Below are 14,256 nucleotides of genomic sequence, written 5' to 3' on the forward strand. Positions count from 1 at the left end.
ACTCGAAGGACGCTGCAATCGAATTGCCGACACCATATCTTAGGATATACGGCGTAGCTTTTTGAGAAAAAGGTGAAAGTATGCTCCGAGTTTGCTACCGGCTTCTGCAGCCTCCTGCATTCTTCTAACTATCGCTAGCCAAACGGGAGATTCGGGCAGGCTGCTTCTTGCGAGAAAAATGATAGCGGATGGGACAACTCCTAAATTGAATAGCCATCTCCATGCATTCTCACTCGTTTCTTTGAAAAGCAGTCCCATTGCCGACGCAGCGAATCAATTAATTATCAAATTATGCCTAATTTTGCACAATTATATTCTCTAAGCAGCCATATTTTAAATTATTGTTTCGAGCATCGACCTCCATATGAACATATCTTAACTCAGTGATTTAAAGAACTAACTAAGATAGGTATTTCGTTTTCAAAACGAAATAATGACAATTATTCTTTTTAAGTTGATAAGAATTTATAAGTTTTTCGCGGGCTTATAGCTTCACATCAACCTTGGTAAACGCGCTGGACCTTGTTAGACAAGGGCAGCGTAGCCGTTTATCCTGGTGTCAGAACTAATTAGTTCTTATGGATAATTAAATTACGGATTTAAAGCAATGTCAAGTTGATAATACTTTATCATATGAATTAAAATAATTATATAAATCAATAAAGTGATGCTATATAGTAATTTATAATAATTAAATTAGTGTTGTCGAAAATACAGAAGACGACCATACTCATTCATAAGCTAATGCAAGTAGGAGCAGTGCCTTATCGGCTTTGCCGTTACGAGAATTTACTGGTTCCAATGTACTGGACCCGATATACTTATTACTGTGTAGAAATACGAGAAAGGGTTAAAAAAATGATGACTACGAAAATGAATATTGAATTGGTTAAAAAATTTAATAAAACCTCCATACTTCGAACAATTCGGGACAAAGAGCCAATCTCACGTTCGGAAATCTCCGAACTAATGAATTTGGCTCGACCTTCTGTTTCAGACATTGTCACAGAATTAATTCAAGAGGGGTGGGTAAGGGAATTAAATTCAATTAAGGGGGGGCGAGGAAGGCGTCCCATTCCACTTGAAATCAATCCTGACGGTAAATTCATTATCGGAGTGGAGTTAGGTGTGCGCCGAGTTGAAATGATTTTATGCAATTTACACGCAAACATTCTGGCAAGCCACGAGTTTGAATTTGATAATAATCAAGTTACGTTCATATTGGAACAAATTTGTAGTGGGGTAGAGGATTTAATAATGAAAAGTGGAGTTCCGTTCAATAAAATACTTGGAATCGGAATTGCCATGCATGGAGTTGTCGATCCTGTTCGAGGCGTATCCATTCTTGCCCCTAACTTAGGCTGGCGCGATGTTTCTATCGCCAAAGAGATTCAGGAAAAAACCAAACTAATGACCATCGTGGAAAATGATTGCATGTGCTCGGCACTTGCCGAAAGCTGGTTTGGCCTTGGTAAAGCTAGTGAGAATTTTGTAACATTGCTTGTGAATTATGGAATTGGGTCAAGTTTTTTCTTAGACGGTAAAATCTATCGAGGTATGAATAATGCTTCTGGTCGTGTTGGTCATGTTACCGTTTCAGAAGAAGGCCCAAAATGCGTATGCGGGAATTATGGATGCTTGGAAGCAATGGCATCCGAGACTGCAATTGTTTCTATGGCAGTGAAGCGGTTGCGTATAGGAGAAGACAGCATTTTGCATCGACATCTGGAACATGGTCTGCGTATTCAACATATTTATCAAGGGGCGAATCTGGGGGATCCATTATCTCTCGATGTTTTAAAAATTGCTGGCCGGTTTCTTGGCTTGGGTGTATCACATATAATTAATACCCTAGACCCGGAAGCAATCATCATCGGTGGTGGTATCGTTCATGCCGCAAAAATTATCATTCCTACCATTCGTGAGATTATCAATCGACGCGTTCTTAGTGATAAAGCAAAGAAGACACCTATTCTTGTATCTCACCTTCAAGAACATCTTTATCCGATTGGAGCGGCTACCTTGATACTTGAAAGGTGTTTTCAACTCCCCACAGTTTTGCAACCGTCATTATTTACTAGTTGAAGCCGATACCTTTCGCAAACGAAAGGTTCTGGGTCAACGAGAACATCCGGAATGTCGAGGTAATCCTACTCTTCAAGGTGCACTTCGACTTCCAGATCACCTTTGCAACCCTTATGCAGCAACGAAAAATTCGTGGAATAGAAAAAGAGATGTGATATGCCAACCCCTATCAGAAGCTGTAGTTTCGACACAACCATAATTCCCGCAACTACATTTTGGGCCATCCTCAGTAACTGTTGTTATGTCCGATCCTAGCGGATGAATTGTGAACTCCCCGGTAGACCTTTTCCATCTTCATTGTTCATTTTAGTTGATGTCATTTTTTTAGTCTCTTTAGTGAAAGAAACAATTTGTTAATATAAATAATTATATCATCAGAGTTTCTTGCTCGAAAGATGAAGGGAAGTTCAAATTGTTTAGCGAATTGAGGTTGACCAGATTATTTTCACCATATATAATTATCACAAATAACTAAAACGGCGGGCGTCATATAGTCCTTACGTCGTTAAAAGATAATAATAGGGGGGACCTGAAGGAAGTGATCTCACGATTTAATTTATTTTTGAAGGGATTGTAACCGCTTTAGTAATTTTCAAACTTTAAATAATGGCGAAGAATTTATTATCCGAGAAAATTAATGTTTAACTAGCAGTAGGAGGATGGGCATATAATGGACGATAAGAAATTAAGAACGGCACGGTATTTAATTGCCGCAGGAGAACTTCTACAGGGATATGACACAGCCATTGTCGCCGTTGCGATACTATTTTTAAAACCACAGTTTAATTTAAGTACTACTCAATCCGGATTGTTACTTACAGCAACGGATTTAGGAGGAATCATTGGACTTCTCATTTCAGGGTATTTAGCTGATAAATATGGTCGTCGAGCTGTATTCAGTATTGACCTTATTATTTTCACACTTTTCGCCTTATTATCCGGATTTTCACAAAATTTCTTGGAAATCTATATTACTAGATTTATTTTAGGAATGGCCATCGGAGCAGATATACCGGTAATTACATCGTTTTTAGGAGAAATAGCTCCTTCGAATCGACGTGGTAGGTTTATCGCTTTTACTCCTCAGTTTTTTCAAATAATGGGGACTGTCGCAGCATCGGCATTGGGGCTCATCTTCAAAGATGCTGGTGTAGATGTATGGAGATGGCTATTTATTGCAGGTGCAATCCCTTCAGCTATCATCTTCCTGGCAAGACGGAGTTTGCCGGAATCTCCTGTTTGGTTGGCTAAGAACGGAAGAATAGAAGAGGCCGAAATCGCCGCCAAAAAAATCGGGGTAACGATAAATTTACAGGAGATATCACCGGTTCAAACACGTTTTAAAGAACTACTGACAGCAAAATTTCTAGTACCACTAGCTATCGTTTATGTTTGGGGAATCTTACATTGTGTTCTTTCACCTTTCTCTCAAAAAGCTACGCCGTATATCCTTAAATATGGTGTTGGAAGTTCAACTACTGCGTCATTCGTATTAACTATGATTATTCAAGTTGGGGCTATTATTGGAATGTACGCCGGCAGTATTGCAATTGATAAGACAAACCGGAAGGTTACAGGCACGATAGGACTCTTTCTTACAGGAGCTTTCTATATTTTAACGGCATTTGTAGGAATTCCATCACATTCGATGATCATAATGGGAGCATTCTACTTTATTCTCAATTTATTCTATTGGACTTTTATCCCAACGTTATCCTATGTATGGGGAACTGAGATTTTCCCTTCACGTATCAGAGGGACAGCAAATGGAATCCAATTTACATCCTGTAGGGTAGGCGGTGTAATTGGCGGCAACCTAGTTACACTTGGAATAGCTGACATAGGCGTTGAAAAAACTATCGCTTTTGGAATGCTGCCTGTATTACTTATGATACTAATTTTATGGATCGCTCCTAACCTTAATAAAAATCAAGGCCAAAAGCTTGAGAGCATTGAGCAAACAATGTAATAAAGAATAGGATGGCTTATATTTACAATGGATCACGGGCTTGCCTTTCCATTCATAAATTAACTTCGATTATTAGAAACAGAAAGAGAAATCTCTTAATAAAGGCTGCTGATATAGAGCAGCCCTTTTCTTCGTAATTTGAACAGTAGTGGATTTATGGATATGGTACAATCAAAAACTGTTTTATCTCCAAAGGTCAAGGCACACCATAAATGAAATAATGGAGAGAACTATGAAATATTTAATTGAATGGATAGTAATTAGTTCCATTATAATTTTTGGAATGGTTTTGGTTTGGAATAATAATTTTAGCTCTTGTGGCTGTTTTCAAATTCATTAATCTATTTCTTAAATGAGGGTTCGGTGTGTATTCCGTTCCTAATATCCGGTCCTGATATTCTCCATTCCAGGTATGTGACAAAACGATAGGCCTGACATGATGTTATGTCTACCTTATTGGGACTTGGCCGGCTTGCCGATGATAAAAGACTTACTTAATGGAGTGGGACTTCTAATGAACAAACACAATATTATATTGATTGTTTCGGACCAACATCGTAGCGATTTTATGGGTTGTGCGGGTAAAAAGGTTGTTGAAACCCCTAATCTGGATAAAATGGCGGCAGAAGGTATTCATTTTACAAATCATTATTGTAATTCTCCACTCTGCGTACCATCTAGAATGTCCATGATGACTGGGCGTCATCCGCATCATACGGGAGTATTCGGAAATGAAGATTGCCTGCCCTCGGATATGCCTACATTTGCCCATGCATTGGCTTTGGGTGGATACGAAACCATACTATGCGGGAGAATGCATTTCGTTGGTCCCGATCAGCGGCACGGTTTCCAAAGAAGGCTGGTTGGGGATATAACTCCCAGCTATGCCGGAGGACCTAAAACCAATTATGGTCCACTAGCCGGGACGACGGATTCGGATTTCATCTCAATCAAATTGGCCGGACCGGGAAACAGTCCTGTCATGAATTATGATGAAACGGTAACATCTGCATCAGAACAATTTTTGCTGGAACGGGCACATTCACCTGGCAGTCGTCCTTTTTTCCTGACTATTGGTTTGTATGGCCCGCATAACCCATATACGTGTTCACACAAGCAATATGAACGTGCGGTTCGAGCAATGGAGCTTCATGATAAGACGATACCGGTTGACCCGGAGCCGCATCCATGGATCGAAGAAACACTGAAAAGTTCGGGGTTAGACAAGATTACGGATCAGCAAATGAAGAACGCACGCGCTAATTATATAGGATTGGTAAATCATCTGGATCAATATATCGGAAGGATTTTAAAGGCTTCTCAAGCTCTTGGAGAAGATACTTTGATCATTTATGTAAGCGATCACGGAGATATGGCGGGTGATCATGGTTTATTTTGGAAAAGGTGTTTTTACGAGGCTTCTGTTAAGGTTCCAATGATTTGGTATCCTGCAGTCTCAAAGAACGGGTTATTCAATATTAAAAAAGGGATGAAGATCGATGTTCCTACAAGCTTGGTCGATTTAGCCCCGACTCTCATCAGCTTAAGCGGATCATCGGAATTGCCTAATCTTGACGGACGGGATTTGTTGCAACTGATCCATAAAAACGAGATATCGAAAATATGGACGGAAAGACCCGTGTTCTCCGAGTTGATTATACCGAGTAAGTCTCCCACCAGGATGATTCGATACAAAGAATATAAGCTTATTTATTATCACGGGTACTCGAGTCCACAATTGTTCAATGTGGTTGACGATCCTGATGAAAAATATGATTTAAGCCGTTCTACTTCCCATCAGGATATTAAAGAAGAGCTGCTATGTATATTGCTTAAGGAATGGAACGTTGAAGAAATCTTAAGAAAAAGAGAGAAGAAATTAGACGATTTGAAGTATATGAAGCTTTGGGGGAACAAGGTTGGGATGGGGCGGTTGGATCTTTGGAATGAGGATTATACGCTTAACCAAGCAAGGTAAACTTATGACCCTGTTATTAAACACAGAGCTAAAGAAGTACTTCCAAGGCGGTAGCAGATATCGAGAGAAAGCGATAGCATAGTACGAATCAAAAGTAAAGCCTCGGTGATAAGGAAAGGGCACTTCGAGTGCAATCATTCGTCTGCCCTCTCTACAGTTGAATTAATCTATGACTATAAGGAGGTTATTTTTATGCAGATAATGAACAGGATCTTTCAATTAAGCGGGCAAGCATATGGAGTTAGTCCAAACGCATACGCAGTGCTTGGAGACAATGCAGTTGTCATTATCGATACGGGCACGAACCAAGCCGAATTAACAATTATCGAGGAGAATTTGGCCGCATGGGGATTGTCGGATTATCCGATAAGTCATCTTCTTATCACTCACTCTCACTTTGATCATAGCGGGAATGCGCATATTTTCAGCAAGAAAGGTACAAAAATAATTGCGGGCATCGGCGATGCTGAAGGAATTGAATGCGGTGACGAACGAACGCTTTGCTATTCACATGAACAAAACTTCATACCTTGCCGGGTAGACTTAAAAGTGAAGTCTGGCGATCATATCCGGGCAGCCGGACTGAATTTTGATGTCATTCATCTTCCAGGACATTCTTCAGGATCTATGGCATATCAATTAAAACTGGATGGCAAAACCATTTTGTTTACGGGAGACTCTTTAATGCAGGGGCCGGATGGGCAGCCTAGATTGGGTATTTCCGTTGCCGAGGATTTTGACCCGGAAATGTACTTGAAATCGTTGAAAACATTATCCAAACTAAATGCTGATGCTGTTCTGGGCGGGCATTTTCAACCCTGCTTACGTCATGCTGTTCTTTTGCTGAGACGCGGATACAGAACAGGCCTTCTGAAGCTTCGAACCCCATCCATAACGAATTGAAGAGCTAAGTAGGGCTTGCTGAACGGGTCGTCTTTATGGCGACAAGGCGTAGCGAGTAACATATCTGGATAATAGCCGTTAATAATGCCCCAAATTAATTGAATTAAAACCAGCAGTAGCCTTGGAATTAAAGTCCAAGACTGCTGCTGGTTCTTCTGCGTAATTTTTAGGTGACGCAAGGAACGACGCGAGGGACTTTTAGAACTTATTATTTTGATGATCGAAAATACACATTATATAATGTGTCAGATTGACGAGAAACCCGGATATAGAGAAAAATGCAAAAGGTAGAAGGTGGGGTATCCCCTGTAAGAGCGATAGCGCCCGCCTTTCTTATCGGAAAATGACCGCTGCTTAGCGAATCAATTGAAAATTTTACGGGTAACAATAGCGGCCGGAAGGGGATACCCCACCGGAGTACCATGGCAGATTTCTCTATTTCATGGGTTTCTCTACAGCTTGTGTGTTAACAATATATTAAAACGTTTGCTCTACGAATACATTTCCTTCACAGCTTCCTACCGCGTCGCTCCCAACTTCTTTAGCAGACGAGCTGTCTCGTCGTTTTTTCTGTGTTCCGCCATGCTGAGCGGCGTAGCCTTGTCCTTCGGAGCGGGTGCATGGATGTCCGCACCGCGGTTCACGAGCAGCTCCACCATATCCGCCTGTCCCATGTGAGCCGCCCAGTGAAGCGGCGCACCCAAGAAGTGGAAGCCCGTTGGCATCACGTTAACATCGGCTCCGTAATCGAGCAAGCAGGTGACGCAGTCGATTCTAAGATTGATCAGCGCGTAGATCAGCGCCTGCTCGAGCCGTTCGTCCTTGGAATCCTGTGGAGGGATAGCGTTGTTAATGGGAGCGGTATGAGGGCCTGCTTGAGGGAGCAAGCGGCCGTCCGGGCCAAAGAAGCCCGGCAATAGATCGATCCGGCCCAGCCCTGCGGCGAACTCGAGCGTCATGGCAGCGCCTCGTCTTACCAGCATCTCGGCGACCTCATGATTTCCATAGAAAAGGGATTGCGCGAGAGGCCGCAGGTCATGATCAAGTCCGTTGACCGAGGCGCCTGACTCGATGAGCAGTTCCGCCATGGGGACGTCGTTCGAGCTAACCGCCCACTGCAGGGGAGTTTCGCCTTTGTCCGGGTCTCCGGCACGGGCGTTGACATCCGCACCGCTCGCGATCAGCAATCGGCCCGTCTCCACTACACGTGGAAAATGTCCAGGCCAATCGCACGCATGGTTCAGCAGCGTTCGGCCTTTCATAGAGCGTGCATTAGCCAAGCCGGGATATTCGTGCAGCAACTCCGCGAGCAATTCAACGTCTCCCGTCCTCACCGCTCGGACTGCAGCCGGAAAGACCTCGGCCAAATCGCCGTCCTGTGGAATATCGTCAACCATGTCGTTCACTCCTTTCTACGAAAGCCAAGCACACTTTTTCCCCTCTAGTCGTAATGATTATGCCCATAATGTATTCGATAGCAACTTGGTATTTCCTTTTTAAAACCATACATACCAGCCGATGTTCAACTCCTGCCGGTGAACCTCACTTGTAAGCGTGGTCAATTTGTTCCACCTTTTTGTTCAATATCCTCGGTGTTGGGCGATCGCGGCGGAATTTATAATGGGCCATGTAGACAAAATACAGTAAGAACCCGTAAATAGTTACCAAATAAGGGAGGTTCACGTATATGAACAAAGGGATGAAAAAGGCGGCTGCTCTGTCCATGAGCGCGGTGCTGCTCGCAGGCGTTACGGCGGGCTGCGCAAGCAATCAGCCGGGCAACACGGCGGCCGGAGGAAATACGGCGGCCGGCGGCGGCAAGCCGGTGACCTTGAAGATTTTTCAATTCAAAGTGGAAATCAATGAAGCGCTGAATAAAATGAAGGACGAGTACGAGAAAACGCATCCGAATGTGAAGCTGCAAATCGAAACGGTTGGCGGCGGAGCGGATTACGGCGCGGCGCTGAAAACCAAATTTGCGTCGAACGACCAGCCGGATATCTTCAACAACGGCGGCTTCCGCGAAGCGGATACCTGGATGGAGCATTTGGAGGATCTCTCCGATCAGCCGTGGGTGAAGGACGTCCTTCCGGTCGCGAAAGCGCCGATGACCAAGGACGGCAAGCTGTACGGCATGCCGATGAATATCGAAGGCTACGGGTTACTATACAATAAGGATCTCTTCGCCAAGGCCGGCATTACCGAACTGCCGAAGACGCTTACCCAGCTGGAGGATGCGGCGAAGAAGCTGCAGGCGGCAGGGATCACGCCTTTCTCCAACGGCTATCAGGAATGGTGGATTCTCGGGATTCACAATTTGAACGTTGCGTTCGCGCGTCAAGCCGATCCGGATAAATTCATTAACGGCCTGTATGACGGCTCGCAAAAATTCGGCGGTCCCGTATTCGACGACTGGACGAAGCTGCTGGATCTGACGGTAAAATACGGTCAGCCAAACCCGCTGACAACGGATTACAACACGCAAGTGACCAACTTCGCGAGCGGCAAAGCGGCGATGATGCAGCAGGGCAACTGGACGCAGGTGCAAATCGACAAAATCAACCCGAACATCAAGGTCGGCGTCCTGCCGATGCCGATCAACGACGATGCGGCGGCGAACGATAAAGTGTTCATCGGCGTGCCGAACAACTGGGTGATCAATAAGGACTCCAAGGTGAAAGCCGAAGCGAAGGAGTTCCTCAATTGGATGGTTACCTCCGACACGGGCAAGCAGTATATGACCAAGGAATTTAAGTTCATTCCCGCCTTCAGCAACATTCCCGCCGATGAGAAGGATCTGGGCTCCATCGCATCCGATCTGCTGAAATACAGCAAGGAAAACAAGGTGCTGAGCTGGAACTGGCCTAAATACCCGGACGGCGCAACGCAGGAGCTCGGTGCGACGATGCAAGCATACGTTGCCGGCAAGATCAAGAAGGACCAAATGTACTCCGATTTCCAAAAAACATGGGATAATCTGAAAGTGAAGAAATAAGAAGATTTATCCTGCCATTATGAAGCGATACGCCGCCCAAGGAAGCCTCAGCCCCGCAGCTGAGGCTTTTTGGCGCTTAACACGGGGGGCGGGGCCCTGCTACAATGGGACAAAAGGTAATCAATGGCAGGCGAACGGAGAGGATGCGCAGCATGGGATGGTTGAAGGAGCGAATCAGGGAACGTTGGGATGCCCGTACGGTGTCCATTCCTGTAGAAAGGCGGTTATCCAAGGAAGCGGGCGTTACGCTATTCATTCATTTTTGCTTTCAGTTCGGCGCCTCCATGTCCGGCGTGTTCCTCACCTTGTACTTATGGCGGCTGACCCACAGCCTTTGGATCAACGGCTTGTACAACATCGTCAATTACGCCGTGGCGCCGCTCGCCTTCGCGCTCGGAGGCTATATCATCAAGAGGAAGGACCGGCTTGTCACGTACCGGATCGGCATAGCGCTCATCGCTTTATTTTACCTCGTTGTCGTGTTCGCGCAGGAGCGGGTCGCCAGTTATTTTATTTTTTTCGCCGTCTTCAACGGCATCTCAAGCTCCTTCTACTGGGCGGGGTATTTGACACTGATGTACGACGTGTCGACGGAGCAGAACCGGATCCGGTTCCTGGCGATGAACATGATTTTCTTCACGCTGGCCGGGCTCATAGGGCCTGCTCTGGCCGGCTTTATTATCCGGCAGAACGACGGGCTGCAGGGATATACGATCGTGTTCGGCGTCGCTTTCGTCATGTTCCTGCTGGCCGCGCTGGGGAGCTTGCGGATTCGAGGCAAGACGTCTCACCATAAGACCTATTATTTGAAATATGCCGGACTCCTGATGAAGAAGAACCGTGACTGGGTGAAGTCGCTGTTCGCTTTTACGACAATGGGGCTGTTCCAGGGAATCATGCTCTTCCTGCCGAATATACTGCTCTTCCAAATCGTCGGAAGGGAGGACCTGGTGGGATATCTGGGCGTGGTCTATGCGGGACTCAGCATCGGAACCGGTATGTTCATCTCGCGGTATGGCGCGGAAGAGAAGGCGAAGCGGTTTCTTATCATCTCGACGCTCGGTTTTCTGATCGGTACGGGCTTTATCATTTGGAAAATGACGCTGTTTACTGTAATCGCCTTCATGATTCTGTACTCGGTGTGCAGCCCGCTGCAGGGCAATACGATTACCTCTTACTATTACCGGCTGAACGGGAGTCTGCCGCTCAAAGGCGAGCTGCGCGTCGAATCCGTCGTCATGCGCGAGACCTTCCTGAACTGGGGCAGGGTGCTGTCCATTGCAGGCCTGTTCTGGGTGACGAACCGGGCGGGCAGCGAGTCGCTCCCTTGGGTACTGGCCGCCCGGTTCGGCGCTGCAATTCGCGCTGGCGTGGCTGATGAACCGGAAGGAGGAGGCCCCTGTTGCCGCCGTGGCCGGGGGCAAGACGCAGCAGGGCTGAGCGTAACCGAATGGACAGTTGTGACAGGGCTGACCGTGTACCGGGGAACCGTATGAGATCGGCGTCCTCTCCATAAACTACATCTTATTGCAGGGAGGGAGGAAGCGCACGATGTACGATTGTCTGATCGTAGGGGGCGGAATTGCCGGATTGCAGGCTGCGATTCAGCTCGGGCGTTATCGGCATAAGGTGCTGGTCGTGGACAAAGGCATCGGCCGAAGCACCTGGTGCCGTTCCTATCATAATATTCTGGGTTGGCCGGACGGGATCTCCGGTCCGGAGCTGCGCCGGCTCGGGCGTCAGCAAGCGGAGAAGCTCGGCGTCGAATTTCGGCAGGACGAGGTGATTGCTGCGGCGAAGAACGGGAAGGATGTCGAAGCCGCCTGCGCCTCGGGGGGCAGTATCCGCGGGAAGACGCTGCTGGTGGCAAGCGGCGTCACCGACCGCTTCCCCCCGATTCCCGGGCTGATGCCTTGTCTTGGCCTCTCCGTCTACGTCTGTCCGGACTGCGACGGCTACGAGACCAGGAACCGCAGAACGATCGTGCTCGGTTCCGGTCCGGTGGGCGCGAACATGGCGCTGACGCTGAAGCATTGGACCGACAAGCTCGTCTATGTCAATCACGAGCGGGCTGTTGTCGGAAGCGAGCTGTTGGACCGGCTTCAGCGGGAAGGGATCGAATATTTCGAGGAAGAAATCGAAAGCGTTGTGGCCCCCGGTCACGGACCGGACGGGGCGTTCGGAGGCGTGCGGCTTCGGAGCGGCGGGCTCGTGTCAGGCGAGCGAGGCTTCATTGCCTTCGGAGGCAACGAGGTGCACTCGGATTGGACGCGGGCCTTGGGCCTGGAGCGGCTTGACAACTGGCACATCGTTACCGATCCGCGAACCAAGCAAACGAATGTACCGGGCATCTGGGCCGCAGGCGACATCGGCGTGCACGCCGAGCAGGTGACGGTGGCGATGGGCGAGGGTGCACTGTCGGCCATATGGATTCACAAGGAGCTGCAGCAGCGGCTGGAGGCCGCAGAGCAAGGGCACGGGCCGCGCCTTGTGAAGGCCTGAGACGGAAGAAACCGCCCCGGCTTGCCAGGGGCGGGATTTGTGCTGCTTAAGCAGGGAGCGTGGAAGTGGGTAAAGAACGGGAGGTCCAGACGGCTGAGCTGCACCGGTTATTTCGTCTGCAGCCGCTTCTTCCACTTGTCGAACGATTCCTCGCCGTTTACGAAGATGCGCTTCAGCTTATAGGGGGGCTGTTCGCTGTCGGTCCAGCCTTGGTCGATCGTGAAGGCGTACCGGAAGCCGTGCTCCTCGAGGATATCCAAGGTCGTCCGGTTGTACTCTCCGTACGGGTAGCAGAACACGTCGGCGGTCGTTCCGAGCTCCTGCTCAATGAGGGCGCGGGCTTCGGTAATTTGCGCTTCCTGCTCGGCTTTCTTCAGCTTGGGCAGGTGCGGATGCGTCATGCCGTGGGGCTGGATATCCCAGCCGGCCGCATGCATTTCGCGGATTTGGTCCCAGTTTAAATAATAGCCGCCCATCATGCCGGGTGACATAAACAGCGTGGCGTGGAAGCCGAGCTCCTTGAGCAGGGGCATCGCGTGCGCGTAGTTATCGGCATAGCCGTCGTCGAAAGTCAGCAGGACCGGCTTCGCCGGGACTTCGGCCCGGTGCTCCAGCATATCGGTAAATTGGGCTAAGGTCAGGGTGGTATAGCCCTGATGCGACAAGTAATGCATTTGCTCGGCGAATTTCTCGGGAGCGATGGTGGCGCGGTTGCCCGGATCCACGGCAATGCTGTGGTAATTGAGCACGGGAAAGAATACCTTCGGCTCACGGGCTCCTGCAGTAACGGCAGGGAGCAGGAGAAGCAGGCTGAGTGCGGCGGATAGGAACATTCGGATCCAAACGGCTGGAGTCCAATTCAATAGCATCAGCACCTTGTCCTGGAAATCGTTAACTTTATTGATATCCTGTCGCCAGCCGCATTATGCATGATATGTAGTAAGAGGCCCGGATTTATATCGTTTCTACGGGCTCGAGCGGTCTCGGCTTCTGGAAGCCCGCGAGCACATGAGCATACTGCACAAGAGCCTCTTCGCCGGCCGGGGCGAGCCGGTATAAGCCCCGCTCGACCCGCTGAAACCAAAGATAGACGTTATTCTGCAGGAATCCAGCGGCACGTCCGTTGCCGGTTAGCTCGCGCAGGCGCTTGGGGCTTAATGTGCCATGGATCTTCAGCAGCCAAGCGAGCTGGAGCGATTTCTCGCGGTAGGCGGTGACGAGCTTGCGCTGATGGCTGCCGCCCATATTGTAGTCGGCCCTGCGCTCCTGAAATTCCGTCACAAGCCGGGAGGCGGCGCGCTTGTTGTGCCTGGGGACGGCATAAAACGGCTGCTCGCCTTCAGGCGGGTGGCATTCGACCTGGACCTTAGGCTTGCGGGATTTGTAGAACTGGACGGTCAGCATCCCGACGCCGAGCATGCCGCACAGCTTGCGGAGCTCGGTCCAGCTGGCCCCGTGAGGCGCGCGGCCCTTGGCCGGCAGCTCGAAAGCGACGTAAACGCTGCGGGTGATCTTCAGCCGGTCGATGGCTTGGAGCAGGAGCGGGATGGAGAAGCTTTTCTTGAGCTCGACGATCAGGGGCGGCTCCTCTCCGCGGATCGCGACGATGTCGCAGTGGTTCACCTCGCCGCGCACACTGTAGCCTAGCGCTTCCAGGTAAGCCTTAACCGGGGCATAGAGCTCCGTTTCCCGTTTGATGGCCATGAAGCATGTCTCTCCTTTGCTGCTTGGAAAATAGTACGGTTCCGTTCGGGATGCTGCATGTAATTATAGCATAACTTTGATAGAATAGAGTTTAAACGGCAAGGAGAAAGGAGACGTTTC

12 protein-coding genes are annotated in these 14,256 nt (G+C 48.4%); 7 read left to right on the forward strand and 5 right to left on the reverse strand.

What is annotated here, in order from left to right; all coding sequences use genetic code 11:
• Positions 1–39: 39 nt before the first annotated feature.
• Positions 40–258, reverse strand: a complete 219-nt coding sequence (locus tag O9H85_RS37725; RefSeq protein ID WP_409348137.1) for an MFS transporter — start codon at positions 256–258, stop codon at positions 40–42.
• Positions 259–858: 600 nt separating this feature from the next.
• On the opposite strand from O9H85_RS37725, the gene O9H85_RS12745 reads away from it, so the two are divergent.
• Positions 859–2,085 (forward strand): ROK family transcriptional regulator, encoded by a 1,227-nt coding sequence (locus tag O9H85_RS12745; RefSeq protein ID WP_269881766.1) that lies wholly within the window; start codon positions 859–861, stop codon positions 2,083–2,085.
• Between the two features lie 111 nt (positions 2,086–2,196).
• On the opposite strand, the gene O9H85_RS37730 is transcribed toward O9H85_RS12745, so the two are convergent.
• Positions 2,197–2,349: an ROK family protein gene (locus O9H85_RS37730; RefSeq protein WP_409348140.1), complete on the reverse strand. Its 153-nt coding sequence runs from the start codon at positions 2,347–2,349 to the stop codon at positions 2,197–2,199.
• A 406-nt stretch (positions 2,350–2,755) separates the two neighbouring features.
• Here O9H85_RS37730 and O9H85_RS12750 point away from each other — a divergent pair, with 406 nt between their 5' ends.
• From O9H85_RS12750 to O9H85_RS12760, 3 genes are all read left to right on the forward strand, one after another.
• Positions 2,756–4,054, forward strand: a complete 1,299-nt coding sequence (locus O9H85_RS12750) for an MFS transporter (RefSeq protein WP_269881767.1) — start codon at positions 2,756–2,758, stop codon at positions 4,052–4,054.
• A 514-nt stretch (positions 4,055–4,568) separates the two neighbouring features.
• Positions 4,569–6,032, forward strand: coding sequence for a sulfatase-like hydrolase/transferase (locus O9H85_RS12755; protein ID WP_269881768.1), 1,464 nt, complete (start codon positions 4,569–4,571; stop codon positions 6,030–6,032).
• A gap of 192 nt (positions 6,033–6,224) precedes the next feature.
• Positions 6,225–6,935: an MBL fold metallo-hydrolase gene (locus tag O9H85_RS12760; RefSeq protein WP_269881769.1), complete on the forward strand. Its 711-nt coding sequence runs from the start codon at positions 6,225–6,227 to the stop codon at positions 6,933–6,935.
• Positions 6,936–7,453: 518 nt separating this feature from the next.
• On the opposite strand, the gene O9H85_RS12765 is transcribed toward O9H85_RS12760, so the two are convergent.
• Positions 7,454–8,332, reverse strand: coding sequence for an ankyrin repeat domain-containing protein (locus tag O9H85_RS12765; protein ID WP_269881770.1), 879 nt, complete (start codon positions 8,330–8,332; stop codon positions 7,454–7,456).
• Positions 8,333–8,622: 290 nt separating this feature from the next.
• Between O9H85_RS12765 and O9H85_RS12770 the strand changes: the two genes are divergently transcribed.
• From O9H85_RS12770 to O9H85_RS12780, 3 genes are all read left to right on the forward strand, one after another.
• Positions 8,623–9,930, forward strand: a complete 1,308-nt coding sequence (locus tag O9H85_RS12770) for an ABC transporter substrate-binding protein (RefSeq protein ID WP_269881771.1) — start codon at positions 8,623–8,625, stop codon at positions 9,928–9,930.
• Positions 9,931–10,082: 152 nt separating this feature from the next.
• A complete protein-coding gene (locus tag O9H85_RS12775) occupies positions 10,083–11,426 on the forward strand; it encodes an MFS transporter (protein WP_269881772.1) in 1,344 nt (447 codons plus the stop codon).
• A 55-nt stretch (positions 11,427–11,481) separates the two neighbouring features.
• Positions 11,482–12,432: an NAD(P)/FAD-dependent oxidoreductase gene (locus tag O9H85_RS12780; protein WP_269881773.1), complete on the forward strand. Its 951-nt coding sequence runs from the start codon at positions 11,482–11,484 to the stop codon at positions 12,430–12,432.
• Between the two features lie 107 nt (positions 12,433–12,539).
• Here O9H85_RS12780 and O9H85_RS12785 read toward each other — a convergent pair whose 3' ends face one another.
• On the reverse strand, positions 12,540–13,295 hold the full coding sequence (locus O9H85_RS12785; protein ID WP_269881774.1) for a polysaccharide deacetylase family protein: 756 nt from the start codon (positions 13,293–13,295) through the stop codon (positions 12,540–12,542).
• Between the two features lie 91 nt (positions 13,296–13,386).
• On the reverse strand, positions 13,387–14,136 hold the full coding sequence (locus O9H85_RS12790; RefSeq protein ID WP_269881775.1) for a DUF2161 domain-containing phosphodiesterase: 750 nt from the start codon (positions 14,134–14,136) through the stop codon (positions 13,387–13,389).
• Positions 14,137–14,256 lie beyond the last annotated feature (120 nt).

The organism is Paenibacillus gyeongsangnamensis, assembly GCF_027533625.1.
GTDB lineage: Bacteria > Bacillota > Bacilli > Paenibacillales > NBRC-103111 > Paenibacillus_G > Paenibacillus_G gyeongsangnamensis.